The sequence below is a fragment of the Kitasatospora sp. NPDC001132 genome, from assembly GCF_053598415.1.
Genome location: NZ_JBSFKF010000006.1, coordinates 228,566 through 252,701 on the forward strand (window position 1 = coordinate 228,566; position 24,136 = coordinate 252,701).

The window sequence follows — 24,136 nt, forward strand, 5'->3', positions numbered from 1 at the left end:
GGGGGTCGAGAACGCGTCGAGGAGGGGTCGAGGCCGCCTTCCTACGCTCGCCCCCATGCGAGTGCTATTTGTGACCGTGGCCGCCAAGGCCCACTTCCACGTCCAGGTGCCCTTGGCGTGGGCGCTGCGCGCCGCCGGCCACGAGGTGCGCGTGGCCAGCCAGCCCGACCTGCTGGACACCATCGTCGCGGCCGGCCTGCCCGCGACCGCGGTGGGACCGCCGCTCGCCCAGGAGGAGTCCGTGGCGGAGCTGCGGCGCCGGCAGGAGCGGGCGGCCGAGCGCCTGACGGACCCGCCCGACGCCCAGGAGCTCATGCGGATGACGGAGGACCGGCCCGAGCACCTGACGCCCGACTTCCTCGACGGCCTGTTCACCGTGATGACCTCCGCCATCTTCCAGAACTTCTCGGCCGAGGAGACCGTCGACGACCTGGTCACGCTGGCCCGGCGCTGGCGCCCCGACCTCGTCGTCTGGGACACCCTGCTGATGGGCGGGGCCGTCGCCGCCCGCGCCGCCGGCGCCGCGCACGCGCGCCTGCTCTACGGCCTGGACCTGGTGGGCACGATGCGACAACGGCACCGGGAGTCGCTGACCGCCCGGCCCGGGGAGCTGCGCGAGGACCCGCTCGCCGAGTGGCTGGACTGGACGGCGGCCCGGTACGGCGGCGGGTTCAGCGAGGACCTGGTGACCGGTCAGTGGACCCTCGACCCCGCGCCGGCCGCGCTGCGCACGCCCACCGACCTGCCCTGGGTACCGGTGCGGCACGTCCCGTACAACGGGCGGGCGGTGCTGCCGCCGTGGCTGCTCGAACCACCGCGCCGGCCCCGGGTCTGCCTGACCCTCGGGATCTCCTTCCGCGAGGTGATGGGCGGCGAACGGACCTCCGTGCCGGTGCTGCTGGAGGCACTGGCCGAGCTGGACGCGGAGGTGGTGGCGACCCTGGACACGGCGCAGCTGGCCGAGGCCGGCCCGTTGCCGGACAACGTGCGGGCGGTGGACTTCGTCCCACTGGACGCGCTGCTGCCGTCCTGCTCCGCGATCGTGCACCAGGGCGGCTTCGGCACCGCGCAGAACGCGCTGGTGCACGGCGTCCCGCAGGTCGTCGTCCCCAACGACCTGTGGGACCTGCGCCCCCGGGCGGAGCTGATCGAGTCGTCGGGGGCGGGAGTGCGCTGGTCCGGCACCGGCCCGCTGACCCCGGCGGAGCTGCACGGGCTGGTGACCCGGGTGCTCGACGAACCGTCGTTCGCGCGCGGGGCGGCGCGGCTCCGGGACGAGATCGGGGCCATGCCCTCGCCCGCCGATCTGGTCCCGGTCCTCGAAGGGCTGACCCACCGGCACCGGCGGGCCGCCTGGACCGGCTGAGCCGGCCGGATCGGCACCCGACCCCGCCGTCAGCGGGGCCGGTCCGGTTCCTCCCGGGGCGCCGCCGACAGCGCCTCGGCCAGCGCCTCCCGCCAGGGCCGGGGGGCCGGGATGCCCACCTCGTGCCAGCGGTCGTGGCCGAGGACGGTGTACCGCGGCCGGGGGGCGGGGCCGGCGACGGCCGCCGCGGGCACCGGCCGCACCAGGCCGGGATCGGCACCGACCAGCCGGAACACCTCGCGGGCCAGCCCGTACCAGCTGGCCCGGCCGGCGTTGGTGGCGTGGAAGACGCCCCGCGCGCCCGGGGTCCGGCCGAGCGCGAGCAGCAGCCTCGCGACGTCCGCCGCCCAGGTCGGCTGCCCCACCAGGTCCGCCACCACGTCGACGGTCCGGCCGGCCCGGGCCCGTTCGGCCATCACCCCGACGAAGCTACGGCCGTGCGCGCCGTGCAGCCAGGCGGTGCGGACCACCGCGCCGAGGTCCGGCAGCAGTGCGAGGACGGCCCGCTCGCCCGCGGCCTTGCTGCGCCCGTAGGCGTTGCACGGGGCGGTCGGATGCCCCTCCGGGTACGGGGAGTCGGCGTCGCCGGGGAAGACGTAGTCGGTGGACAGGTGCAGCAGCCGGGTGCCGTGCCGGGCGCACAGTGCGGCCAGCTGCCGCGGCCCGTCCCCGTTGACCCGCAGCGCCCGCGCCTCGTCCGCCTCGGCGGCCTCCACCGCCGTGTAGGCCGCGCAGTTGACCACCAGGTCGGGGCGGTGCCGGGCGAAGGCCTCGACGAGCGCGTCGGGGTCGGTGACGTCCAGGGCCCGCCGGTCCAGGGCGACCGCGGTCACGCCCTCGGCGGCCAGCGCCGCCGTCACCTCGTGCCCGAGCAACCCGCCGGCCCCGGTGACGAGCCATCTCGTCGGGGGCGGGAGGAGCGTCTTGGGCCGGCGGTTGGCAGGGAGCGAGGAGTTCACCCGGCCGAGCGTGCCCGCGCCCGGTCGAGCATCCGGCGACGTGCCCTGGTCGCCCCCGGACCGTCCGCTCCAGCGGTCGTCGACCGATCGGTGACCGGGGCCGCCCAGACTCGGACGTCGAGATCCCGATCCTGGAGGAGCGATGGCGCTGTTCGCGGTCCTGGCGACCCAGTCCCCCACCGGCATTTCCGCCGACGACTTCCGCCGGCGGCTCCCCGAAGGCTTCGCGTACATCAAGGAGTTGGTGGACAAGGGCGTCATCCGGCACAACTGGATCCGGGTCGGCGCCTCGGGCGGACTGCTGATCTACCGGGTCGACTCGCACGAGGAGCTCAACACCCTGCTGTACGGGAACCCGCTCAGCCCCCACCTGCGCTTCGAGGTGATCCCGCTGGCGGAGGTCGGCGGCTTCGACCCCCGGGCCTTCGAGTCCGCCGCCTTCGAGTCCGCGGCCGCCGAGCGGCCGACCGGCTGACGCCCCGGGGCGTCAGCCGGCCAGCAGCGCGCGGGCGAGGGCGCGGTAGAAGGCCAGGACCCCGGGTTCCTTCGGGGACAGGTGGCCGCGCTCGGCGAACCGGGAGCCGGCCACCCGCTGGACGGCCTCCATGCCCAGCCGGTCCTCCCGGTTCACCACCGCGGCGCTGCGCGCGTTCTCCTCGCGGAGCGCGTCCAGGTCCTGGCCGTCGAGCGCGGCCGGATGCATCAGCACCCCGCCCCGGACCTCGATCCGGTCGATGGCGAGCGGGATCATGCTGATCCAGACCACCGAGTCCCCGAACGCCGCGAGGCTCGCGGAGGGGAACACCGCGCAGTTGTACATGGTGGCCCGTTGATCGGCGCTGAGCGGCAGCGCCGTGGACGCCAGCGGTTCCCGGAACGGGCTGAGCAGCCGGGTGACCCAGCGGGACTCGGTGCGCACCTCCATCGCTCCGCCGGGCGGGGTGATCAGCGCGACGGTCGTCGGGTGGAGCCCCATCGCGTGGTAGTTCTCCTGCGCGTTCTGCACCGCGATCTTCCAGTTGCACCGCCACACTTCGGTGAAGCCGGTGACCGGCGTCATCTCCGTCAGCCGGTAGGCGGCGAGTTCCTCACCGATCCGGCCCAGGTGGGGTGCCAGGGGCTCGGCATCCGGGTCTGCGTTGACGAAGACGAAGCCCTGCCACTCCTCCACCGACGCGGGCGGGCGGCGCGCGCCCGTGGCGGACCTGGCGCGCAGGACCCCGTCCTCCTCCCTGGTCACGGTGACGGGCCGGCCGGCGGGTGCGAGGGTCACCGACGCGCCCGCCTCGACCAGGTCGCCGACGTGACCGGCCAGCAGCCAGGACCGTCCGAAGACCCGTTCGCGTTCGGCCGCCCACAGCTCCGGCGACGTGAAGGCCGCCGGGGACAGGCTCACCCGGGGGGCGTCCTCGTCCAGGTACCGCCCCAGCTCCGCCACCATCTCCGTGAGCGTCATGCTGCTCCTTCTCCTTTCCGGTGACGGGCCGTGAGCCGTTCGATGACGGTGACGGCCTCGTTCGGTGTCGGCATCTCCTGGATCTCCCGCCGCAGCCGTCGTGCGTGTTCGGCGAACGACGGCTCGTCGAGCACCCGCGCGACCGTCTCCCGGAAGCGGTCGCGGGTGAACGAACGCAGCGGCAGGGCAGAGAGGTTGCCCTGTTTCTCGTACTCCTCGCCCATGGCCTCGGTGACCCACTCCCAGCCGGTGAGGAGGACCTGGGGCACGCCGTGGAACTCTGCGGTGGCCTTGGTCTGGTAGCCGGCGTGGTGCACGACGGCCGCGCAGGTCGGCAGCAGGTCGTGCATCGGCACGTGGTCGACCACCCGCACGGTGCCCGGGAGCCGCGGCAGGTGGGCGCGCTGCCGTTCGGAGAGCGCGGCGACCACCTCGACGTCCAGGTCGGCCAGGGCGTCCAGCATGCCGGCGAGCACCGCGTCGAGGTCCCACAGGCCGTAGCCGCCGTCGATGCTCACCCCGAGGGTGAGGCAGACCCGGGGCCGCGCCGGCGGCTCGCGCAGCCAACGGGGCACGACGGAGCGGCCGTTGTACGGGACGTAGCGCGCGGGGACGGTGGGCACGCCCAGGTCCTCGCGCAGACCGGCCGGGCGGGTGTCGACGGTCCACTGGCCGGTGAGCACCGACTCGTCGAAGCGGGCCGGCGCGCCCAGGCGCTCCAGGGTCCAGTCCAGCCATTCCGCCGTCGGGTCCTCGCGGTGTTCGGGCGGCTGCTCGGCCGCCAGTCGCAGGAACTCCCGACGGGTGCCCAGTTGCATGGCCAGCTCGGGGCCGGACACCACGCGGGCGTGGGCCGCCCCCACCGTGAGCGCGGCGACCGGGCCGGCCAAGCACAGCGTCTCCCAGATGATCAGGTCCGGCCGCCAGTGCCGGGCGAAGGCCACCAGCTCGTCGATCAGCCGGTCGGAGTTCAGGCGGGAGTTCAGGGCGGGGACGATGACGCTCTCGTAGCCGAGCTGGTCCGCCCAGGTGTCCTGGCGGTCCGGCTCCCGCTGCTGGTCGACGGTGCCGAAGTGGGCGATGGCCTCCTGGTGGAACGGCCCGAGGCCCTCGTACCACGGCGGGCAGTCGAGCGGGACGGCCGTGATCCCGGTCCGGGTGACGGTCTCCACCACGTCGGGGACGCAGGCGGCGCGGACCTCGTGCCCGGCGGTGCGCAGCGCCCACGCCAGCGGGGCGAGCAGCTGGAAGTGGCTGCCTTCCAGCGAGGCGAACAGGACCCTCATCGGCCGCCTCCGCCCGTCGCGGCCGCGGTGGCGCGGACCGGCACCCGGGCCGGTCCCCGGGTCAGCGGCGCCCGGGGGCGGCGCACCGCGGGGCCGGCGGGGCGCAGCTCGGCGTACCGGGCTGCGAAGGCGGCGAGGGCGCCCTCGGCCAGGGCCCGGCGGAACGGGGCGAGATCCTGGCCGTGGTCCTGGCCGTGCCCGTGGCCGTCGCCGATCAGCACCGCCACCCGCTCGCCGGCGGCGATCCGTTCTCCGGCGAGCGGCACCTCGGCGCGGGCCACCAGCGGGGCGATCCACACCGGCGGCCGTTCCCGCAGCGCGTCCGAGACCGTCGGGCCGACCGCGGCGGGCGGCAGCGGGAACCGGGCCCGGAGCAGGGTCCGGACGATCAGGTCGGCGCCGGTGCGGGCGGCGGCCACCACCGTCGCCGGTACCGGGGCGCCGGGGACCGCGGCCAGCAGGGAGCGGAGCGCGTCGGCGGCCGTGTGCAGGCTCCGCGTGGTGTCCAGCCGCTGGGGGCACACCGTCGCGTCCAGGGCGGTGCCGCAGGCCGTGACGGCCCGCGCGAACCGCTCGTGCTCGTTCGCGGGGATCCCGCACGCCTCGGCCAGGGCCGCCGCCACCAGCGGTTCGGCCACCTCGGTGACCAGGTCGAACTCCTGCCCCAGGGCGTCCGGTACGCGAACCCGGACGGCCTCGGGCGGGGGCACCGGCCCAGCCGGGGGCGAGCCGTCGCCGTCGCCGTCGTCGCCGGGCAGGACCGGCGCGGGCGCGAGGCGGGGGTCGGCGAGCAGCGCGGCGCCCATGGCCGGATCCCCCGTCACCCACGGGCCGGTGGCGGAGCGCCACAGCGGTCCGACGGCGCGGACGCGCTCGCGCAGCGGCCCCGGGTCCTCGTCCACGTCGCAGAGCAGCGCCGCGTACGGGTCGCCCTTCATCCGGTGCAGCCAGAGCAGTCCGTGCTCGTGCTGGAGCCGCTCCCTGAGCCGGGCCGGCGCCGTGGTCACGAGGCGCCCCCGGGACCGACTGCGATCAGCGGGAAGAGCTCGCCGTCGACCGGCGCGCCCGGCTCCAGGTGGGCCACCGGGTGGTCCTGCACCCCGGGGCGGTAGGTGGCGTCGGAGTCCATGTAGACGGCGGCGAAGGCGAGCCGGCGCTCGCCGTCGGTGTTGACGGCGGCCATGTGCACGGTGCGGAAGTCGTGGAAGACCACGTCGCCGGCGCGCATCGGAACGGCCACCCGGGGGCTGAACGGGAACTCGGGCCAGATCTCCTCCATCGGCCGGTAGTCCTGGAACCCGGCCAGGTGGACCTGGCGGTGCTCCGCCGGGCGCCGGTGCGAGCCGGGCACGTAGACCAGGCAGCCACGGTCGGCGGGCACGTCCACCAGCGGGATCCAGGCGGTCAGCGTCCGGGTGAGGCCCGCGAGCGGCAGGCCCGGCTCGTCGTCGTGGACCACGGTGGGCAGGTGGACCCGAGGCTCCTTCTTCAGCACGTCGGTGCCGTAGAGGCGCAGCGGCCCGCCGGCCAGGGACTCGGCGAGCCCGGTGACCGCGGGGTGCAGGGCGAGTCGGCGCAGGTCCGGGTGCTTGCGCCAGGCCGCCTCCACGTAGTGGACCTGGGCCTGCTCCTCGGAGGCGCCCCAGGTCTGCGGGCCCTCCTCGGCGAGGAGTCGGTCGGCGGCGGCCCGGAACACGGCCACCTCGTCGGCGGGGAGCACGGACTTGAAGTGGACGAAGCCCTGCTCCCGGTAGCGGCGCAGGGCCTCCTCGGTGGGCCGCCCGGCCTTCGTCAGATCGGTGGTTGTCTGCATCTGTTCGGCTTCCTGGATCGGGTGGGCGGGGGCAGGGATGGCGGGCCGGGCGTTCAGCCGAGCGACTCGGCGAGCTGGGCCACCGTCTCGGCGGGGGTGGGCATGGCGAGCAGTTCGGCCCGGACCTGCCGGGCGTTCTCGCGCAGGCGGTCGTCCCGGAGCAGGGCCCGGCACTCGGCCGCGCCGAGGGTGGTGGCCTCGGCCACGAGCCCGATGCCCCGGGCCGGCAGCAGGTCGGCGCCGGTCTGCTGGTACGAACCGCGGGGGATGACGCACTGCGGGATCCCGGCGGCGGCCGCCGTCAGCAGGGTCCCGCTGCCCCCGTGGTGGACGATCGCGGCACAGGTGTCCAGGAGCTGGTCGAGCGGGGCCCACTCGACCAGCCTGACGTTGGGCGGGACATCGCTCAGGAGCGCCGGGTCGCCGCCGCCGAGCGTGACCACGAACTCGGCGTCCACGCCCCGGGCGGCCTTCAGGAACGGCTCCAGGATGGCGATGCCGCCCCACTGGGCCTCGATGGTGCCGAGGGTGACGGCGATCCGCGGTGCCCGCGGGCGTTCCGTCAACCAGCCGGGCAGCACGGCCCCGCCGTTGTAGGGCACGTGGCGCAGCAACCCGGCCCCGGGGGTGCGGCGGTCTTCGGGGAGGAGCTCGGTGAGGCTCGGCGGGAGGGTGGTGAGCGCGACCGTGGCCGTGGGTTCGCCGGTGACGCCGTGGCGCTCCCAGTGCGGTGCCGTCCCGGCGCGGAGCAGGGTGCGCAACCGGGCGCCGCTGTCGTACGAACCGAGCCGGGGCTCGACCAGCGGCACGCCCAGCGCGGCGGCGACGAGCCGGCCGGCCGCCTGCAGGGGTGGCGCGACCACCAGGTCGGGTGACCAGTCGCGGGCCGCCGCGAGGACACCGTCCACCATGACCCCGGAGACCCGGGCGAAGAGCGTGGCGAGTTCGGCGTCGTCGGGGTCCTCCGCGAACATCGGGTGGTCCGTGGGAACGCCATCCCCGCTCTCCTGGGGCAGGTAGACCGGCAGGTAGTCCAGGTCCGGGGTGACGTCCACGACGTCGAACCCGGCCTCGGCCGCGGCGAGGCTGAGCCCTCCGGTGGCGTAGCGGACCCGGTGGCCCGCGGCGCGGAAGGCCTGGGCGAGGGGGATGGTCGGGAAGAGGTGGCCGAGGCCTGGGGAGGTCACGAACAGGACGCGCATGCTGCTCCCAGGTTGGGTGTCGGATCGGTCGTCGTCGGGCGCGGCGCGGGTGTCACGGGACCACCGGGGCGGTCCCGAGGAAGAGACCGCGGCCGGCGTGCGGACCGGGGACGTACGTGACGTCGAGGCCGGCCGCGCGGAACGCGGCCTCGTAGGTGGCGCGGGGGAACAGCGAGATGCGGTGGGTCTCGGTGAAGTGCCGGACGCCGGTGCGGGCGTCGGCCACCACGTAGTGCACGTCCATCCGGCAGGCGTCGCCCGCCCGTGCGGAGTGCGAGACCCTGGCGATGGTGCGCCCCGCCACGGTGGCGACATCCCCGGAGACGTATCCGTCGAGGTAGGTCTCGGGGAACCACCAGGGGTCGACGGCCACCACTCCCCCGGACGTCAGGTGCCTGGCGAAGGCGGCCAGGGCGGCGTGGAGTTCGGCCGGGTCGGTGGCGTAGCCGAGCGACCCGAACAGGCAGGTGATCACGTCGAAGCGGGTGTCGAGCCGGAAGTCGCGCAGGTCTCCGGTGTGGACGGGAACGTCGGGCAGCGCCCGGCGCGCGGCACGGACCATCGGCTCGGACAGTTCGAGACCGGCGACCCGGTCGAAGAGGCCGGCGAAGTGGCGCAGGTGCGCCCCGGTGCCGCAGGCCACGTCGAGCAGGGAGTCGGCGTCCGGCCGCAACGCGCGCACCCGCCGGGTGAGGTCGTGCGCCTCGGCCGCGTAGTCCTTGCCGCGGCTCTCGTGGATGAGGTCGTGGATCTCGGTGAGGTCAGCCCCGTACATGAACGGGATCGTCGGAAGCCGCGCTGGAGAAATCGCCCAGGGCGGATGGAGGCGGCGCGCGGCGGCGGCGGGGCCGAGTCCACCGCGATCCGACCGGTTCACGAGTGCGCGCGGCCACCCTCGGCCGGAACCGGACGAAGCCGGACCGAAGGGAGGACCGACGTGGACATCGGGGATATCACGGCGGAGCTGGAGCGGTATCTGGGGCCGGACGCCGAGGATCTGAGCCTGCCGCCGGCGGCGTTCACATCGCCCGAGTTGTGGGAGGTGGAGCGGCAGCTGGTGTTCGGTCGCTCCTGGGTGCTGGTCGCGCACGTGGACGAGCTGACGGAGACCGGGTCCTACGTGTCCCTGTCGGTGGCAGGCGAGCCGGTGGTCGTGGTGCGTGGCGAGGACGGCTCGCTGTACGGGCTCTCGCCGGTGTGCCGGCACCGGCTGATGCCGGTGGTGGAGGAGGGCGCGGGGCGGACCGACGTCTTCACGTGCCCCTATCACCTGTGGCGCTACGCTCTGGACGGCCGCCTGGTCGGTGCCACCCACATGAAGCGCAATCCGGCCTTCGACCCGTCCACGTGCCGGCTGCCCGCCTTCGCGGTGGAGGAATGGCAGGGGTTCGTCTTCGTCAACCTGGACGCCTCGGCCGAGCCGCTGGGGCCCCATCTGCGGCGAATCGGCGAGGACCTGGTCAACTACCGGCTCCCGGAGCTGACCCAGGTGGCCGGCTGGACCGAGGAATGGCACTGCAACTGGAAGATCGCCGTCGAGAACGCGCATGAGAACTACCACGTCATGGGCTTCCACCCGGAGACCCTGCAACCGACCACGCCCGGGGGCGCGCGGACGACGGTCCGCGCGGACTCGCCGTGGGCCGACAGCATGCGGGTGCGCTACGCGGAGCCGCTGGAGCCGGTGGTCCTCGACCTCACCGAGGAGGAACGCGCGCACCTGTACGGCTTCTTCGTCTTCCCGTCGGGCAGCCTGGCCGCCTCCGGTGACATGGTGATCTGGCTCAGCCTCGTTCCGACTTCCATCGACCGCACCCTGGTACGGGGCGGGGTGCTGATGCCCTCCGCCCTGCTCGACGGCCAGGACCGCGAGGCCGTACGGAAGGAAGCGGAGGCGTACGCCGCCCGGATCAACGGCGAGGACCGACACGGCCTGGAGGCAGTCCAACGAGGCGCCGCCTCGCGCTTCGCCGAGCGCGGCCACCTCTCCCCCAAGGAGCCCGGTGTCCTGCTCTTCTACCGCAGCCTGGCCCGCGCCCTGCTGCGTGACGACGCCGACTGGCCCGGCGAACTCTGCCCGCCCCCGGAGAGCGTGGCCCCGTCTCTCCCGACCCGTCCCTGAAGGCTGGGGGTTCCACCCGGACGTCTTGACCGTCACGACTCACCAAAGGGCCGGCCCTCTGGGGCGCGCGGGGCCACCGCGCCACCGGAGGGCCCAGCGGGGAGCAAGCACCACGCCTACAGAGACAGACTTCGCGTCACCCCTTCCCGCCATACACGTCACAACTACTCGCCGGTCAGCCCTTGACGGCCGAGCTGGCGACGCCCTGGATGAACCAGCGCTGGAAGAAGGCGAACACGATCAGCACGGGTAGCACGAGCAGGACGCCGAAGGCCAGGATCTGTCCCCAGTCCGGTGGTTGCTGGCCCTGGAAGACGCTCATCTCCAGCGGCAGGGGCCGTACGGCCGGGTCGTCCACCATGAGCACCGGCCACAGGAACGAGCCCCACTGCGTGAGGAAGGTGAGGATCGCGACCGAAGCGAAGGCGGGCTTGCTCATGGGGTAGACGATCCGGAAGAGGATGCGCCACGGTCCCGCGCCGTCGATCCGCGCCGCCTCCTCGATGCTGGCCGGGATGGCCCGGAAGAACGTGTGGAACTGGTAGATCGAGAAGGCGTTGGCGATGAACGGCACGGCCTGGATCCACACCGTGTTCCGCTGGACGCCGAACAGGTAGAACAGCGGCACGGCCACCGACTCGAACGGGATCAGCATCAGCAGCAGCACCAGCGTGAGCACCAGCTTCCGGCCGCGCCAGCGCAGCCTGGACAACGCGTACGCGGCCATCGAATTGACGACCAGTCCGCCCGCCACCACGGTGCACGCCACGATCAGCGAGACGGCCATGAACCGCCAGAAGTACCCGGTGCTGTCCGAGGACAGGCTGCGCAGCACGACCGCGTAGTTGTGGAAGGACAGGTGGGTCGGCAGGAAGCCGGACAGGCCGGCGAGCACCCGGTCGGACGGCTTGAGGCTGCCGATGAGCAGGTAGAGCACGGGCAGGGCGAAGACCAGGCTGAGCACGCTCAGGACGGTGTAGTCGGCGATCCGACGGGCCGTCCTGCCCGCCGTGGAGCCGCCGACGATCGGCGGGTTCATGCGTCCTCCTGTTCGGGTCGGACGAGGCGGCGCTGGACGAGGGTCAGCGCCAGGACGATCAGGAAGAAGACGACCGTGACGGCGGATGCCCGGCCGATGTTGTTCTGGTCGAAGGCGGTGCTCACCGCCTCGTACATCACGGTCCGGGTGGCGTTCTCGTTGAGGCCGCCGCCGCGGACCAGGATGTAGATCTGGTCGAACACCCGGAAGGACAGCACCGAGGTGAGCAGCGCGACGAACACCAGGGTGTTGCGGATGCCGGGCAGGGTGACGTGCCGGAACTGCTGCCAGCGGGACGCCCGGTCGAGGGTGGCGGCCTCGTAGAGTTCGCCGGGGATGGACTGGAGCCCGGCCAGCAGGATGACCATCTGGAAGCCGACGCCCTGCCAGATGGACAGGACGACGACCGAGGCCATGGCGGTCAGCGAGGACCCCAGCCAGTCGAAGGCCCCCCAATGGCCCAGACTCAGGTGGTGGAGCAGGGAGTTGAGCATGCCCTGGTCGCTGCGGGCGAGGATGAGCCGCCAGATGACGGCCACCAGGGCCATGGGGAAGACCACCGGCAGGAAAAACACCGAGCGGAACAGGCCGATCGCCTTGAGCTTGCGGTTGAGCAGCACGGCGAGGGCCAGGGCGAGGCCTGTCTGGACCGGGACGACGGCCAGGGCGAAGGTGAGGTTGTTGAGCAGGGCGTGCAGGAACTGGCCGGAGAGGTCCGGGTCGGTGAAGATCCGGCGGTACTGCTCCAGGCCGAGGAAGACGGGCGGTCGGTCGGAGCCGAGCCGGGCGTTGTAGAGGGAGAGCACGACGGCGTAGCCGAAGGGGACGGCGACGAAGGCGATCAGTCCGGCCAGGGCGGGGACCGACATCAGCAGGCCGTGCAGTCCGTCTCGGCCCGCCCGGCGCCGGCCGGTCGATTCGGGAACGGCGACGGGTGCCGGTGTCGGCACGGTTCGGGATCTGGCGGTGATGGACATGGACAGGGTCCTGTTCCCGGCGGGCAGCCGGCCCGAGGGGACGGGCCGCCCGGCCGCGTGGGGCTACTTGCTGAGGGAGTATCCGTTGTTGTCGCTGAAGTCCTGGTCGATCGCCCGGGCGGCCTTGGTCAGGGCGCTCTGCGGGTCCGCGCCACCGTAGACGGCGTTGAGCGCCTGGCTGAACTGGGCGGTGATGACCGGGTATCCGGCGGTGACGGGCCGGGTGACCGCGACGCAGGACTTGTTGATGTTGCTGTCGCCGCAGGGCTGGGAGAGCCCTTGGGCGAACAGGTGGAGCGGGCCCCCGGGCTTGTACAGCGGGCTGCTGGACAGCACGGTCTTGGTGGCGGGCACCGCGCCGTTGGCGTTGGTCATGGCGCTGACGTTGGTGTCGCCCATCAGGTAGTCCAGGAACTTGCCGGCGGCCTTGGCGTTCTTCGATCCGGCGCCTATCCCCCAGGCCCAGGAACCCTGGCCGGTCTTGGGGCCGCTTCCGAAGTCGGGCAGCGGCAGTACCACCAGGTCGGAGCCGATCGCCTTGCTGTAGGCGGGGTAGCTCCAGTGGCCGGACCAGCTGAGGGCGACCCGGCCGTTGGCGAAGGCGTTGCCGTCGGTGTCGGGGTCGATGGCCGGCTTCCAGGACTGGAAGATCTTGAACGCGTCTGCCACGGCCGGGGTGTCGAGAGCGCCCGCGGCCTTGCCCTGCTTGATCAGCGCCCCGCCGGCGGACCAGACGATCGGGGAGAAGCCGTAGCTGCCCCACTCGGTGGCCAGGCCGTAGTCCTCCTTGACGTCGAGCGCCTTGTGGCTGGGGTTGGCGGCGGCGAGTTTCTGCAGTGCGGCGGTGAAGTCGGCGGCGGTCCAGGTGTCGTCAAGTCCCGTGGGGTACTTGACCCCTGCGGCGTCGAGCAGCTTCTTGTTGCCGTAGATGCCGAGACCGGAGTCGTATGTGCCGAGGCCGTAGAGCTTGCCGTCCAGGGTGGACTGGGCCTTGATCGCGTCGGTGGCGTTGGCGACGGTGCCGGGCGAGAGGTAGTCGGCGACGGGGGCGAGTTTGTGGTTGTAGACGAAGCTGGCCATGGCCGGACCGTCGAACTCGAGGACGTCCGGGAGGGCGGAGGCGCTGGTGGCGGTCAGCGTCTTGGTGTAGTCCTTCTCGGGAACGAACTTGAGGGTCGCCTTGATCTCGCTCTGCGAGCTGTTGAAGGAGGCGACCGCGTTCTGCAGGGCGGTGTTCTCGCTGTCCTGGCCCTGGTGCGCCCAGACGCTGATGGTGCCGGTGCCGCTGCCTGCGGTGGTCCTGGCCGCGGTGCCGGTGCCGCCGCAGGCGGTGAGGGTGACGGCGGGGAGGGTGAGCAGCAGGCCCAGCCGGAGGGTTCGTCTGGACTCGGTCATGAGGTGCCTCCGTCAAGGGAGTTGCGGTGGGGGGCGGTGGTGTTGCGGACGATCAGACGGGTGGGGAGTTCGAGGTAGTCGGGGACGTCGTCGGTGGCCTGGAGCCGCCGCAGCAGCAGACCGGCGGCCTCGGTGCCGTGGTCGGCGACCGGCTGAGCGACGGTGGTGAGGCCGACGACGTCGGCGAGTTCGTGGCCGTCGAAGCCGACGATCGAGATGTCGTCCGGTACGAGGAGCCGGTGCGCGCGCAGGGCGCGCAACGCACCCATGGCCATCTCGTCGGACTCGGCGAACACGGCGGTCGGTGGCTGCCGTGCGGCGAGCAGATCGGTCATCGCGCGCTCGCCGCCGTCGACCGTGTACTCGCCGTCCGCCTCCAGGGCGGGGTCGTACTCGATGCCGGCATCGGCGAGCACGTCCAGGTACGCGCGGCGGCGCAGGTCGGGGGTGGTCCAGTGCAGCGGGGCGGTCGCGCGGGTGCCGATCAGGCCGATCCGGCGATGGCCGAGGTTGACCAGGTGCCGGACGGCGAGTTCGGCGCTCGCGCGGTCGTCGATGCCGACGGTGGTGAAGCCGGGCCGGGGGCCGCCGACGGTGATCGCCAGCGGGATGCCGAGGGAGCGTAGCCGCTCGGCCTCGTCCTCCGTCGGGAGCAGCATCGAGAACACCGCGTCCACCCGCTTGCGGAGCGGGAGTTCGGCGAAGAACCGGTTGCGCGTCTCCGCCGAGCCCAGGTTGTACAGCACCACGTCGTACCCGGCGGTGCTGAACACCCGCTCGGCCGCGTCCAGCACCGTCCCGAAGAACCATCGGCCGACGTACGGCGCGAGGACGGCGATGCTGTACGTCCGGCCGCTTGCCAGGCTCGACGCACTGCGCGAGGCCGTGTAGCCGAGTTCGGCGGCCACGGCCACGATCCGCGCGCGGAGTTCCTCCGACACGCCCTCTCGTCCGCGCAGCGCGCGGGAAACGGTCGAGGCGGAGACACCCGTCGCGTTCGCGACATCGGTGATGCTCACCGTCACGGTTCTGGCTCCTTTCGGCGCGGACACGTCGCTGTGATCCGCGGGTCACCAGACCGTAAACCGGGCAAGGCAGTTGCGCAAGCGTTTGCGTTCGGATCTACTAAGGGCACTTCACCGGAGGCAAGGATGCGAGGTACTTCCGTACGCACACGCTTGCTTCCATCGCCCGACAGGAGCTGTTCCTTGCGCTACGCACCGCCCGGCCTCTGCCTCAACGACTTCGCCGTGCTCCCGGACGGTGAGGGCTACACCGTCCTGCACCTCCAGGGCCCGTGGACGGAGCACTTCGACGCCACCCGGATGGAGACCTCCTACGGCCGGGCCACCTCCCGCGACCTGGTGCGGTGGCAGGCCCAGGGCACGGCGTTCGGCGCCGGCCTGCCCGGCCGCTTCGACCAGCAGGCCGTGTGGACCATGCATCCCATCCCGCACGGGGATGGGATGGCGATGTTCTACACCGGCGTCTCAGGACTCACGCCCGCCGGCTGGCCTCTTCAGGCGGTGGGCCTGGCCTGGTCGGACCGTACGGACGGCACCGGGTGGCGGCGGCACGGCGCCGAGCCGGTGGTCCGCGCCGATGCGCGCTGGTACCGCACCGGCGAGGGTATGGCCTGGCGCGACCCGTTCGTGGTCCGTAACGACGACGGCACCGGCTGGACCATGGTGGTCTGCGCCAGCGACGCCTCCCTCCCGGTGGCACGCAGCGGCTGCGTCGGGCTGGCCACCTCCACGGACCTCGAACACTGGGAGGTGCACCCGCCGTTGATCTCTCCGGGGGACGTGGACGAGCTGGAGTGCCCGGTGCTGGAACGGGTGGACGACGGCTGGCTGCTGCTCGGCAGCATCGGCGCCACCCGGCAGGTCGAAGCCTGGACCGCGCCGCGCCTGGACGGCCCATGGGAGCGCCGAGGCCCCCTCGGCCCGTCCGGCGCCTACGCACCACGCGTGGTAGGCGCTCCGGACGGGACCCGGGTGGTGCTGCACACCGTGCCCCGCCGGGTCGGACTGCAGGACCAGGGGGCGTCCTGCCGTGGCATGCTCGCCCAGCCGAAGGCCCTGGTGCTTCCGGACGGCGCTGCTCCTCGACTGCAGTGGTGGCACGGCCTGGACCGCTGGCTCGGCCAGCCCACCGACCGGCCGGTGTTGCACGCGGCGGGGGACGTGGCGATTGACGGGCCGACTTCGGTCGTCCTGCGGTCCGACGATGGCAAGCCGGCGCTGACCGTGGACTGCACGGACGGCCGGGTCCAGGTGCACGGCCCCGGCGGCAGCCTGCTCACTGAAGCCGAACTCGGCCATGAGCCAAGCTCATTGCGGATCCTGACGATCGGCGAGTACGTCGAGGTGTACGCGGACGAGGTCCTCGTCCTGGTCACCATGAGCTACACCGGCCGCTGCTGCCCCTGGACCGCGACCCGGCGCGGCGCGACCGAGCCGGTGTCCGTACGCCCGGTACTGCTGCCGCACGAGCACCGCGACGACATCTCGGCCATCTGGCCTGGCCCGGCCGACGAGGAGGTGCACCCAGCGGACGGCCCGGGCGTTTCGGCGGCGGCGATACTGCCATGAGCAAACGGCACGACCGTGTCGGGCTCCAGTCGGCCTGGTGCTGTGGACAGATGGCGGCCTGTCAGGAGTACTTCGGAATTGAGCAGGTCCCGGACGGGCACCATGCCGTCGCCGTCGTCGGTCACTGCGCCCGTGCGACCGTTGAGCGTCGCGGTGACAACCGCCGGCGCGGGCTCTCCGCGCCGTACCGGCGCGGACGGCGTCGGCGCCCGTGGGGCACAACGGCCGTCCACACCGACGTCGCGGTCATCGCGACCAACGGTCACTCCCCCGAGGTCGGGCTCTCCACGCCCGACCTGGCGGAGGCGGCCGTCAAGCGCGCCATGGTGGCCGGTGCCCGTCGGGTGATGCTGGTCGCCGACTCCTCCAAGTACTGCGTCCGGCACTTCGCCCGCTTCGGCGTGCTCGATGACGTCGACATCCTGGTCATCGACACCGGGCTGACGGACCGGCAGGCAGCCGAGATCTCGACCCACGGCCCGGAGGTCCTCCGCGTCTGACCATCGGCACCGGAGATCCGGTGACTCCTGCCGGACTCGCGACGGGAGTCTCCCGGGCGGTGCCGGCCCGCAGCCGGGCGTTGATCTCCAGGGCCGCGCCGCTCACCGGGAGCGGGAGTCGGGTGTGGCGCACCGGCAGGTCGGGGCCGGCGCCAGGGCCGCCCCGGCTGGTGCCGTCGAAGTCGCCGACGAGGTACTGGACGGCGGCGGAGTGGCATGGTGGGGGCGCGCTCCTCCGGAATGGTGTCATCGTTTACTCATGTCATCGATGACAGCGGCCGCGGAAGATGACGGCCTTGCCTTGACTTCACGTCAAGATCCCTTGCGCTGCCTGGGTATGTTGAGCTGCGCCGCCCAGGGCGGATTCGGGCCGGTGACCGAGCAGGTCAGGGCCGCCACCTCGGCGGCGAAGCGGCACGCCGCGGCGGCCTCGGCGAGGCTCAGTCCGGCCAGCCGGCCGCCGAGCCGGCCGAGGTGCGCCAGGCGGTGCAGCAGCCCGGCGGTGAACGAGTCGCCCGCCCCGACGGTGTCCACCACCGCGACCTCGGGTGCCGACACCCGCACCCGCTCGCCGTCCAGCGAGACCAGCGCCCCCGCGCCGCCGAGGGTGATCACCACCAGCCGGGCGCCGGCCGCGTGCCAGCCGTCACAGGCCCGTTCGGGCGAGACGCCCGGCAGCAGCAGCTCCAGGTCGTCCGAGCTGAGCCGCAGGATGTCCGCCAGCTCGCACCACCGGCCAAGCCGGGCCCGGTAGACATCCGGATCCACCAGCTGCGGGCGGACGTTGGGGTCGATCGAGACGGTGAGACCGGCCCGCGCCCGTTCGAGGAGCAGCTCGACCAGGGCGCCGCCGGGCTCGCGGACCAGCGCGAGCGAGCCGGTGTGCAGGCAGCTCGCGTCGGCGAGAGGCACGGCGGCCAGCTCGGCCGCGCTCCACTGCCAGTCGGCGGCCCGATCGGCGTGGAACGCGTAGCGCGCCTGGCCGAGGCCGTCCACGGTGGCGATGGCGAGCACGCTCGGCTCGGCGGCCGTCACCACCGCGCCCAGGTCGACCCCGGCAGAGCCCAGGTGGGCGCGAAACAGACCACCGAAGGCGTCGGCGGAGATCCGGCCGAGGAAGCGCGTGGGCGTGCCGAGCCGGGCCAGCGCGACGGCGGTGTTGGCCGGCCCGCCGCCGGGCAGCACGCGCAGGGCCAGCTCACCCGGAAGGGCGCCGGCCGGGTCGGCGAAAGCGTCGGCAACGCACTCGCCGAGGACCGCGACGAATCGCTGGGACACGAAGGACCGCCTCTCATGGGCCGGTGACGGAACGTCGCGCGGAACGGGGCGTCAACTCTGGTCCGATTCACCGGATTTCAACCATTTTACCCAGTTGCTATGCCCAGAGGGCTTGCCCGTCGCGCAGGGATGACTTCATCATCCTCGGCAAGCTGGTGTCAACGTTGACATTTCTGGCCGCCGGACCTGACCCCGCCTCGGGACCTCCGCACCACGCAGATCAGGGAGCCCACGCGACCCTCTCCGGCGGCCAGCGGCAGGCCGTCGCGGTGGCCCGCTCGGTGGCCTGGGCGCGCAGCGTGGTGGTGATGGACGAGCCGACCGCGGCGCTCGGGGTCAAGGAGTCCGGTCAGGTACTCGACCTGATCCGACGGGTACGGGACCGGGGCCTGCCGGTCGTGCCGATCAGCCACAACATGCCGCACGTCTTCGAGATCGCGGACCGGATCCACGTCCACCGGCTCGGGCGGCGGGCCGCGCTCGCGCTGACCAAGCCGGGCGACCACTCGATGTCCGAGGTGGTGGCCATCATGACCGGTGCGCTCACCGTCGCCGAGGACGGCAGCGGTACTGTCGTGGCGGACGCCGACGCCGCCAGGGCCGCCGGGGTCCGCGCCAGCTGAGCAGTCCTGGGCGGCCCGGGCCGGAGGCCGGGCCGCCGCCCGACAGAAACGGTGGTCCATGGCCTCGACCCGTCGTCCGACGCTGCACGACGTCGCCCAGGAGGTCGGCGTGAGCGCCAAGACGGTCTCCCGGGTGCTCAACAACGACGGACCGACCTCCGCCTCGACCCGAGAGAAGGTGCTCGCCGCCGTCGAACGGCTCGGCTTCCAGCCCAACCTGATGGCCCGCAACATCCGCACCGGCGGCCCGGACACCACTGTCGGCCTGGTCGTCCCGGACATGGGCAACCCCTTCTTCGGCACGGTGGCCGGCGGGATCGAGTCCACCGTCCGCGAACGCGGACTGACCCTGCTGCTCGGCTCCTCCGGCGACGACCCGGCCCGCGAGCGCGACCTGATCGCCGCCTTCCTCGCCCGGCGGGTCAGCGCGCTCATGGTCGTCCCGGCCGACGGGTCGGACCACGCCCACCTCAGGTCCGCCCGGATCACCGGGCTGCCGGTCGTCTTCCTGGACCGCCCCGGCAGCGGCCTGGCCGCCGACTGCGTGGTCTCCTCCAACCGGGACGGCGCCCGCACCGGCGTCGCCCACCTCATCGCCCACGGCCACCGCCGGATCGGCTTCATCGGCGACCTTCCGGCCACCCTCTACACCCGCCGAGAACGCCTGGCCGGCTACAAGGACGCCCTGGCCGCCGCCGGCCTCCCGTACGACCGAACGCTGGTGGTCGGCGCCCACGGCCAGCCGGACGCGGCCGCCGCCACCGACCGGCTGCTCTCCCTCCCGGAACCACCGACCGCACTGTTCGCCGCCAACAACTTCGCCGTGATGGGGACGGTCTCCGCCCTCGCCCACGCGCGGCGCCGCGAGGTCGCCCTGGTCGCCTTCGACGACATCCCCCTGGCCGACATCCTGGAACCCGCCCTCACTGTCGTCGCCCAGGACCCGGCCGCGCTCGGCGCCGCCGCCGCCCGCACCGCCCTCGCCCGCCTCGACGGCGACCGCGGCCGGGCCCGCACCACAGTGGTCGACACCCGCCTCATCGCCCGCGGCTCGGGCGAACAGCGCCCGCCCCACCGCTGACCGGCCTCATTCGGCCGGTTGCCCTGCGTCATCCGGCCTTCGGCACACCACACCCACCCGGTCGTGCGTCCGCGTCACAACGCGTTCCGTCAGCAGATCCCGGGCAGTTGCTCGCCCGCGAGCACGTCTACCGCCCGGCGGACGCCGACCAGTCGATCTTCCTCGGTATAGGATCCGTTAGCATGCGTCGTTGATTTTCGAACACACGGACTGGCCGGTCGTCAGTCCGAACGCATGGGGGGCATGCATGGCAGATCCTGAGGCGGCTGGACGGCTGCGGACAGAGCGCGCAGCACATCGGGGGCCTGGTACCGGGCGAGACGTCGAAGCTCGCGGAGCCGTGCAACCAGGCCGCCGGCACCCTGCAGGGGTGGCTGACGGCCGCGGCGGTGCGCGACTGCGGGGCCAACTGGAAGACGCTGCTGGACCAGCTCGCCGGTGACATGGGCGACGTCGGCACCAAGCTCGCCACCACGGCCACCTACTACCGTCAGGCCGAGCAGAACGCCCACAACGGCATGCGCAACCCGGCCGCCCCGGTCCCGGACGAGCCGGACCCGTTCGGCACGACGGTCGTCCCGGGCCCCGTGAAGCCCTCCAGTGCGAAGGCTGCCGAGTAGCCCGATGGACATCAAGACGCTGTACGACGCCAACATCATCAACATCACCATCGCGAAGAACGCCTTCGACACGACGCCGAGCGTCGCGTCCGTGTTCTGGCTGGGGTACGACGACGCCCCGCAGCTGGAGGGCACTGGCTCCTCGGTCCTCATGCAGGACCGGGCGGAGGGGGGCGGGGCCGCGTACAACAAGTTCCTCACCGGACTCCGGGCCACCCACGAGGGGGCGCCGGCGCACATGACCGCGCAGGGACACAGCTACGGCTCCCTGGTGGTCGGGAAAGCGACCCAGCAGCCCGGTGGCCTACCCGTCGATGACATCGTCCTGGTCGGCAGCCCGGGTATCGGGGTGGACAAGGCGTCGCAGCTCGGGATCGGTGCGGATCACGTGTACGTCGGCACGGCCAAGTACGACCCCGTCGCGGCCGCGCCGGCTCCCGGGATGCTCATTCCCGGCTGGGCCGCGGTCGAGGCGATCACGAATCCCGACGGGTTGTGGCACGGCACGGACCCGGCAAGCCAGGGCTTCGGCGCACAGCGCTTCTCGGTGGCGGACGGGACCACTACCGACTCCCACGACAACTACTTCGGGAAGGACCACAAGGGCGGCGACTCGCTCTCCAACATCGGGAAGATCGTGAGCGGCCACGGGAACACGATCACCAGGGAGGATCCGAGGTGAGGGCCGCGATATGGCGCATGGCCGTACCGGGGGTACTGCTGGCACTCCTGGTCGGCTGGTACGCCTGGCCGGAGCCCGAGGAACCCACCGTGCCGGTCGACCAGGCACAGCACCGGATCGAGGCCGAGCTCGCCGACGTCGCGGGGGCCTTCCACCCGGGGCTCCAGTGGGCCGTGGCGAGGTACGAAAGCGACCCCGACCTGACCGGACTCTGCGGTACGTCCGGGTGCAAGAGGACGGGCCGGGCGGAGATGTCCGCCCGCCAGGCGGCCCGAGTGCGGATCACCCCTACCCGGAATCAGGAGCCGCTCGACGTCGTCCAGGCACTCTGGACCGGGAAGGGCTACTCGGTCGAGCGCAACAAGGGCTCAGTGGAGGTGAAGGGCTCAGGGTTCAGCCTCCGGTTCGTCTCGGGAGTGGAGGGTTGTGCCGAGGTGTGGGCTTCCGTGTTCAATGTCACCGACATCGGCGATCGCGAGTGGATCGACAGGTTCGGACCGGGAGGGCAGGCCTACGCCGCCACCTGCGCGACGGTCGACGACCCCTACTGGTCGCACTGACACCGGGAGCCCGCCCGGCCCGGCTTCCTCGGGCCGGGCGGGTTCGGCAGCCACCCCGCCCCGGGTCGGCCGGCGCTCCTGAAGTGGGGGTGTGGGTCTTCAATTGGCGCGTACCGAATCCGGCAGCGCCCACCCGGTCGAGGTGACGCACTGAAGGGTGTCGCCGATGCAGTGGTGGAGGCCGTGGCCGAAGCTGCAGGAAGGCTCGGTCTCGCTGCGCCCGGCCCGCAGTGAACAGCCGGTGACGGGCGCACCGCCCGGTACGCGCGCTGACCGACGAGGAGCGGGCCGGCCACCGCCTGTCCCGCTTCGAGAACGGTCCGGTGCTGCCCACCACCCGGCTGGTCGGCATGGAACGGCGCGGCTGGCGGCGCGGCGAGCCCCAGGACAACGGCGTCGAGCAGTGGCTGTCCCGCCGGGTCGGGCCCGACCTCTACGTGGTGATCGCCCCGGAGGAAGGCATCGCGGTCGGCATGTTCGACTCCTACCCCGAGCAGCGGGTGGAAACGGTGTGGCTCGACAGGCGCCCGGGTGACTACTGGCCCCACAACCGCACCTTCCCGACCTTCGCCGAGCTCGACCCGGTGATCGCCTCCGAGGTGATCGCCGACCTCACCGAGCTGACCACGCTGTGACGTGACCCCGCCGCCGCGCCCTTCACCGTCCGTGCCGTGGGCCCATTGCGCCCGGACGCCACCCCGTGCCGCACCCGGAATCCGGGCGGGCCGGGGCGGCGCCCCCGGGTCCGGGTCAGTTGCGGAGCAGGACCCAGGAGCCCAGGCCCGCACAGCCCGCACTGTTGTAGGCGCCCAGGTGGTAGCCGGCCGGGACCGCGTTGCCGGGGCAGATCGACAGCCCGGGCGCAGCCAGCTGCTGGAACCAGGAGCCGATGCCGCGGCAGCCGGTGCTGTAGTGGCCGGTCATGACGTACCCGGCCGGGATCGGCGAGCCCGCGCAGGTCCAGATCCCGTCCGTGACCAGCCGCATGAGCCAGGCGTCGCCGAGACAGGGGCTGCTGCTGGGGTTGTGGTCGGTGAGCACGTAGCCCGCCGGGATCGGCGAGCTGGCGCAGATCCACAGCGGGTCCTGCGCGGGCTGCACGTAGGAGCCGCCGGCTCCGTTGCAGCGACCGGCGTCGTACACGGTGATGACGTAGCCGGGCGGCACGGGCGTCCCCCGGCAGATCCAGCCGGCGCCGGCCAGTTGGGCGGACGGGGCGGAGGAAACGGAGGCAGCGGGTGGCGCGGCGGGCGCGGCGCTCGCCGTGCCCGCCGCGGTGCCGGTGAGGACGGCCGCCAGCAGCGCGACCACCCCCGCCACGGCGGCGAGCCGCCCCCGGAGGGCCGCCCAGGACGAACGGTCCAGCAGTCGGTGATGTCCTCTGATCACGTCACACCAGTCCCATCGGCAGGTCCGTGCGGCACCGCACGACGGCCGTACGGTGCCGGTTCGTGGAGCTGCCACGACCCTAACGGGGTCGGCGCAGCTGATTTGCTCACGGCATGGACACATCACCATATTGTCCGGAACTGCGCGTCCAATGCCCGCAATCCCGCCCTTGACGGGAAGAACCGGCTCCCACCCCGCGCGCGGGAAGGCCGCCCGTCGACTTCCCACGCGCGGGGCCGCCGCCTCGAAGCGGTCAGGTCAGGCTCCGCACCCAGCCCCGGACGCGGGCCCGCAGCCGAGCCACCGCGCGTGCCGGGCCGTCTCGTCGCCGACGGCCGGAAGCTCGTCCGGGCTCCCGTACGTACCGGCCCCTTCCTCGCTCCACCGCGTCAGGAACGGGCGCCAGTCGAAGGTCTCCTCGGTCATGTCGGCGATCCTTGCACGCATCACCGACCCCGGCCTGCGGCCGTGCACGACCCTGGCGATGGCAGCCACCGGTCGTCCACCATGCGGTGGGCGTCGAGGACCACGGCGAGGGTGAGGTGCCGCCGCCGTCGCCGAGGTCGTCGCGACGGCCGCCGCCGAGGCCCTGCCGGCCGAACCCACCCGCCGCCGGCCACAGCCGGCCCGGGTGCGTCCGGGGCAGCCCGGCGGAGTTACCGGTTGGACGGCGCCCCCGGGCGGCCGGGGGCGGGTTCGATCGAACACCTCCGCGATCAGGACGACTTGGTGATGGTGTAAACGACGTAAACGCCGCACTGGGAACCCGAGCCCTGCTTGGTGACGACCCAGCCGGCCGGAATCGCGGACGGCCCGCAGACCTGCATGCTGGTCTGGTCGGTGACCTTGACGATGGTGTACGTCCCGTAGGTGCCACAGGCGGCGGAGGTGGTCTGGATCGCGGTGATCACCCAGCCGGCGGGGACGGCGGACTGTCCGCAGTCCTGGAGGGTGGTCTGGTCCGTGACCTTCAGCAGCGAGTACAGCGGGTAGTTGCCGCAGCCCGCTCCGTTCTGCATCGCCGTGATCACCCAGCCCGCCGGAACCGGGGAGTTCCCGCAGGCCTGGATGCTCGTCTGGTTCGTCAACTGGACGACCGTGTACGTCCCGTAGGTGCCACAGGCGGCGGAGGTGGTCTGGATCGCGGTGATCACCCAGCCGGCGGGGACGGCGGACTGTCCGCAGTCCTGGAGG

25 protein-coding genes and 1 pseudogene are annotated in these 24,136 nt (G+C 72.9%); 11 read left to right on the forward strand and 15 right to left on the reverse strand.

The window, feature by feature from the left end:
* Positions 1–55 precede the first annotated feature (55 nt).
* Complete coding sequence (locus tag ACWDBE_RS11170) at positions 56–1,366, forward strand: activator-dependent family glycosyltransferase (protein WP_449807788.1); 1,311 nt, start codon at positions 56–58, stop codon at positions 1,364–1,366.
* Between the two features lie 29 nt (positions 1,367–1,395).
* Here the strand turns inward: ACWDBE_RS11170 and rfbD are convergent, their stop codons facing one another.
* Positions 1,396–2,325, reverse strand: a complete 930-nt coding sequence (gene rfbD, locus ACWDBE_RS11175; RefSeq protein WP_449807789.1) for a dTDP-4-dehydrorhamnose reductase — start codon at positions 2,323–2,325, stop codon at positions 1,396–1,398.
* A gap of 142 nt (positions 2,326–2,467) precedes the next feature.
* Between rfbD and ACWDBE_RS11180 the strand changes: the two genes are divergently transcribed.
* Positions 2,468–2,800 carry a muconolactone Delta-isomerase family protein gene (locus tag ACWDBE_RS11180; protein WP_449807790.1) on the forward strand — a complete coding sequence of 111 codons (333 nt, stop codon included), beginning with the start codon at positions 2,468–2,470 and terminating at the stop codon, positions 2,798–2,800.
* Between the two features lie 12 nt (positions 2,801–2,812).
* Here the strand turns inward: ACWDBE_RS11180 and ACWDBE_RS11185 are convergent, their stop codons facing one another.
* Genes ACWDBE_RS11185 through ACWDBE_RS11210 form a run of 6 tightly spaced genes read right to left on the reverse strand, consistent with a single transcriptional unit; the run spans position 2,813 to position 8,857 of the window.
* Complete coding sequence (locus tag ACWDBE_RS11185; RefSeq protein WP_449807791.1) at positions 2,813–3,781, reverse strand: SRPBCC family protein; 969 nt, start codon at positions 3,779–3,781, stop codon at positions 2,813–2,815.
* The gene (locus tag ACWDBE_RS11190) at positions 3,778–5,067 is read right to left on the reverse strand and encodes an activator-dependent family glycosyltransferase (RefSeq protein ID WP_449807792.1); all 1,290 of its coding nucleotides are present in this window, start codon (positions 5,065–5,067) and stop codon (positions 3,778–3,780) included. Before ACWDBE_RS11190 ends, ACWDBE_RS11185 begins: the two co-directional genes overlap by 4 nt.
* Complete coding sequence (locus ACWDBE_RS11195) at positions 5,064–6,074, reverse strand: hypothetical protein (protein ID WP_449807793.1); 1,011 nt, start codon at positions 6,072–6,074, stop codon at positions 5,064–5,066. Before ACWDBE_RS11195 ends, ACWDBE_RS11190 begins: the two co-directional genes overlap by 4 nt.
* Positions 6,071–6,880: a phytanoyl-CoA dioxygenase family protein gene (locus ACWDBE_RS11200; protein WP_449807794.1), complete on the reverse strand. Its 810-nt coding sequence runs from the start codon at positions 6,878–6,880 to the stop codon at positions 6,071–6,073. Before ACWDBE_RS11200 ends, ACWDBE_RS11195 begins: the two co-directional genes overlap by 4 nt.
* 53 nt (positions 6,881–6,933) lie before the next feature.
* Positions 6,934–8,082, reverse strand: a complete 1,149-nt coding sequence (locus ACWDBE_RS11205; RefSeq protein ID WP_449807795.1) for a nucleotide disphospho-sugar-binding domain-containing protein — start codon at positions 8,080–8,082, stop codon at positions 6,934–6,936.
* 52 nt (positions 8,083–8,134) lie between these two features.
* Entirely contained in the window at positions 8,135–8,857 is a 723-nt protein-coding gene (locus ACWDBE_RS11210) for a class I SAM-dependent methyltransferase (protein ID WP_449807796.1), read from the reverse strand.
* 162 nt (positions 8,858–9,019) lie between these two features.
* On the opposite strand from ACWDBE_RS11210, the gene ACWDBE_RS11215 reads away from it, so the two are divergent.
* On the forward strand, positions 9,020–10,204 hold the full coding sequence (locus ACWDBE_RS11215; protein ID WP_449807797.1) for an aromatic ring-hydroxylating oxygenase subunit alpha: 1,185 nt from the start codon (positions 9,020–9,022) through the stop codon (positions 10,202–10,204).
* A 175-nt stretch (positions 10,205–10,379) separates the two neighbouring features.
* On the opposite strand, the gene ACWDBE_RS11220 is transcribed toward ACWDBE_RS11215, so the two are convergent.
* From ACWDBE_RS11220 to ACWDBE_RS11235, 4 genes are all read right to left on the reverse strand, one after another.
* Positions 10,380–11,243, reverse strand: coding sequence for a carbohydrate ABC transporter permease (locus tag ACWDBE_RS11220; RefSeq protein ID WP_449791524.1), 864 nt, complete (start codon positions 11,241–11,243; stop codon positions 10,380–10,382).
* Positions 11,240–12,112 (reverse strand): carbohydrate ABC transporter permease, encoded by an 873-nt coding sequence (locus tag ACWDBE_RS11225; RefSeq protein WP_449791525.1) that lies wholly within the window; start codon positions 12,110–12,112, stop codon positions 11,240–11,242. Before ACWDBE_RS11225 ends, ACWDBE_RS11220 begins: the two co-directional genes overlap by 4 nt.
* Positions 12,113–12,283: 171 nt before the next feature.
* Positions 12,284–13,615: an ABC transporter substrate-binding protein gene (locus tag ACWDBE_RS11230; RefSeq protein ID WP_449791526.1), complete on the reverse strand. Its 1,332-nt coding sequence runs from the start codon at positions 13,613–13,615 to the stop codon at positions 12,284–12,286.
* On the reverse strand, positions 13,612–14,640 hold the full coding sequence (locus ACWDBE_RS11235) for a LacI family DNA-binding transcriptional regulator (protein ID WP_449791527.1): 1,029 nt from the start codon (positions 14,638–14,640) through the stop codon (positions 13,612–13,614). The genes ACWDBE_RS11230 and ACWDBE_RS11235 overlap by 4 nt, the downstream gene beginning before the upstream one ends.
* Positions 14,641–14,823: 183 nt before the next feature.
* Here ACWDBE_RS11235 and ACWDBE_RS11240 point away from each other — a divergent pair, with 183 nt between their 5' ends.
* Together ACWDBE_RS11240 and ACWDBE_RS11245 are read left to right on the forward strand one after the other, a co-directional pair.
* Entirely contained in the window at positions 14,824–16,209 is a 1,386-nt protein-coding gene (locus ACWDBE_RS11240; RefSeq protein WP_449807798.1) for a mucin-1, read from the forward strand.
* A 50-nt stretch (positions 16,210–16,259) separates the two neighbouring features.
* Entirely contained in the window at positions 16,260–16,709 is a 450-nt protein-coding gene (locus ACWDBE_RS11245) for a hypothetical protein (RefSeq protein WP_449807799.1), read from the forward strand.
* A 312-nt stretch (positions 16,710–17,021) separates the two neighbouring features.
* Here ACWDBE_RS11245 and ACWDBE_RS11250 read toward each other — a convergent pair whose 3' ends face one another.
* Complete coding sequence (locus tag ACWDBE_RS11250; protein ID WP_449791530.1) at positions 17,022–17,987, reverse strand: carbohydrate kinase family protein; 966 nt, start codon at positions 17,985–17,987, stop codon at positions 17,022–17,024.
* Between the two features lie 236 nt (positions 17,988–18,223).
* Between ACWDBE_RS11250 and ACWDBE_RS11255 the strand changes: the two are divergent.
* The 6 genes and pseudogenes from ACWDBE_RS11255 to ACWDBE_RS11280 all read left to right on the forward strand — a co-directional run.
* Positions 18,224–18,610: pseudogene (locus ACWDBE_RS11255) on the forward strand (sugar ABC transporter ATP-binding protein); the annotation flags it as partial.
* A 58-nt stretch (positions 18,611–18,668) separates the two neighbouring features.
* Complete coding sequence (locus tag ACWDBE_RS11260; protein WP_449791531.1) at positions 18,669–19,691, forward strand: LacI family DNA-binding transcriptional regulator; 1,023 nt, start codon at positions 18,669–18,671, stop codon at positions 19,689–19,691.
* A 389-nt stretch (positions 19,692–20,080) separates the two neighbouring features.
* Positions 20,081–20,311, forward strand: a complete 231-nt coding sequence (locus ACWDBE_RS11265) for a hypothetical protein (RefSeq protein WP_449791532.1) — start codon at positions 20,081–20,083, stop codon at positions 20,309–20,311.
* A 4-nt stretch (positions 20,312–20,315) separates the two neighbouring features.
* Positions 20,316–20,993 carry an alpha/beta hydrolase gene (locus ACWDBE_RS11270; RefSeq protein WP_449807800.1) on the forward strand — a complete coding sequence of 226 codons (678 nt, stop codon included), beginning with the start codon at positions 20,316–20,318 and terminating at the stop codon, positions 20,991–20,993.
* An 89-nt stretch (positions 20,994–21,082) separates the two neighbouring features.
* Positions 21,083–21,553 carry a hypothetical protein gene (locus tag ACWDBE_RS11275; RefSeq protein ID WP_449807801.1) on the forward strand — a complete coding sequence of 157 codons (471 nt, stop codon included), beginning with the start codon at positions 21,083–21,085 and terminating at the stop codon, positions 21,551–21,553.
* A 323-nt stretch (positions 21,554–21,876) separates the two neighbouring features.
* Positions 21,877–22,188, forward strand: a complete 312-nt coding sequence (locus ACWDBE_RS11280) for a hypothetical protein (protein ID WP_449807802.1) — start codon at positions 21,877–21,879, stop codon at positions 22,186–22,188.
* A gap of 115 nt (positions 22,189–22,303) precedes the next feature.
* Here ACWDBE_RS11280 and ACWDBE_RS11285 read toward each other — a convergent pair whose 3' ends face one another.
* From ACWDBE_RS11285 to ACWDBE_RS11295, 3 genes are all read right to left on the reverse strand, one after another.
* Entirely contained in the window at positions 22,304–22,942 is a 639-nt protein-coding gene (locus ACWDBE_RS11285; RefSeq protein ID WP_449791536.1) for a hypothetical protein, read from the reverse strand.
* A 258-nt stretch (positions 22,943–23,200) separates the two neighbouring features.
* Entirely contained in the window at positions 23,201–23,368 is a 168-nt protein-coding gene (locus ACWDBE_RS11290; protein ID WP_449791537.1) for a hypothetical protein, read from the reverse strand.
* Positions 23,369–23,658: 290 nt separating this feature from the next.
* Positions 23,659–24,136 (reverse strand): hypothetical protein (locus ACWDBE_RS11295; protein ID WP_449791538.1); only part of this gene is annotated, 478 nt, incomplete at its 5' end.

What these genes read in the sequence shown, in the direction of transcription:
- ACWDBE_RS11170 (WP_449807788.1), top strand. Translation starts at nt 56, where the DNA reads ATGCGAGTGCTATTTGTGACCGTGGCCGCCAAGGCCCACTTCCACGTC.
- ACWDBE_RS11180 (WP_449807790.1), top strand. Translation starts at nt 2,468, where the DNA reads ATGGCGCTGTTCGCGGTCCTGGCGACCCAGTCCCCCACCGGCATTTCC.
- ACWDBE_RS11185 (WP_449807791.1), bottom strand. Translation starts at nt 3,781, where the DNA reads ATGACGCTCACGGAGATGGTGGCGGAGCTGGGGCGGTACCTGGACGAG.
- ACWDBE_RS11190 (WP_449807792.1), bottom strand. Translation starts at nt 5,067, where the DNA reads ATGAGGGTCCTGTTCGCCTCGCTGGAAGGCAGCCACTTCCAGCTGCTC.
- ACWDBE_RS11200 (WP_449807794.1), bottom strand. Translation starts at nt 6,880, where the DNA reads ATGCAGACAACCACCGATCTGACGAAGGCCGGGCGGCCCACCGAGGAG.
- ACWDBE_RS11205 (WP_449807795.1), bottom strand. Translation starts at nt 8,082, where the DNA reads ATGCGCGTCCTGTTCGTGACCTCCCCAGGCCTCGGCCACCTCTTCCCG.
- ACWDBE_RS11210 (WP_449807796.1), bottom strand. Translation starts at nt 8,857, where the DNA reads ATGTACGGGGCTGACCTCACCGAGATCCACGACCTCATCCACGAGAGC.
- ACWDBE_RS11220 (WP_449791524.1), bottom strand. Translation starts at nt 11,243, where the DNA reads ATGAACCCGCCGATCGTCGGCGGCTCCACGGCGGGCAGGACGGCCCGT.
- ACWDBE_RS11225 (WP_449791525.1), bottom strand. Translation starts at nt 12,112, where the DNA reads ATGTCGGTCCCCGCCCTGGCCGGACTGATCGCCTTCGTCGCCGTCCCC.
- ACWDBE_RS11230 (WP_449791526.1), bottom strand. Translation starts at nt 13,615, where the DNA reads ATGACCGAGTCCAGACGAACCCTCCGGCTGGGCCTGCTGCTCACCCTC.
- ACWDBE_RS11245 (WP_449807799.1), top strand. Translation starts at nt 16,260, where the DNA reads ATGGCGGCCTGTCAGGAGTACTTCGGAATTGAGCAGGTCCCGGACGGG.
- ACWDBE_RS11260 (WP_449791531.1), top strand. Translation starts at nt 18,669, where the DNA reads ATGGCCTCGACCCGTCGTCCGACGCTGCACGACGTCGCCCAGGAGGTC.
- ACWDBE_RS11270 (WP_449807800.1), top strand. Translation starts at nt 20,316, where the DNA reads ATGGACATCAAGACGCTGTACGACGCCAACATCATCAACATCACCATC.
- ACWDBE_RS11290 (WP_449791537.1), bottom strand. Translation starts at nt 23,368, where the DNA reads ATGACCGAGGAGACCTTCGACTGGCGCCCGTTCCTGACGCGGTGGAGC.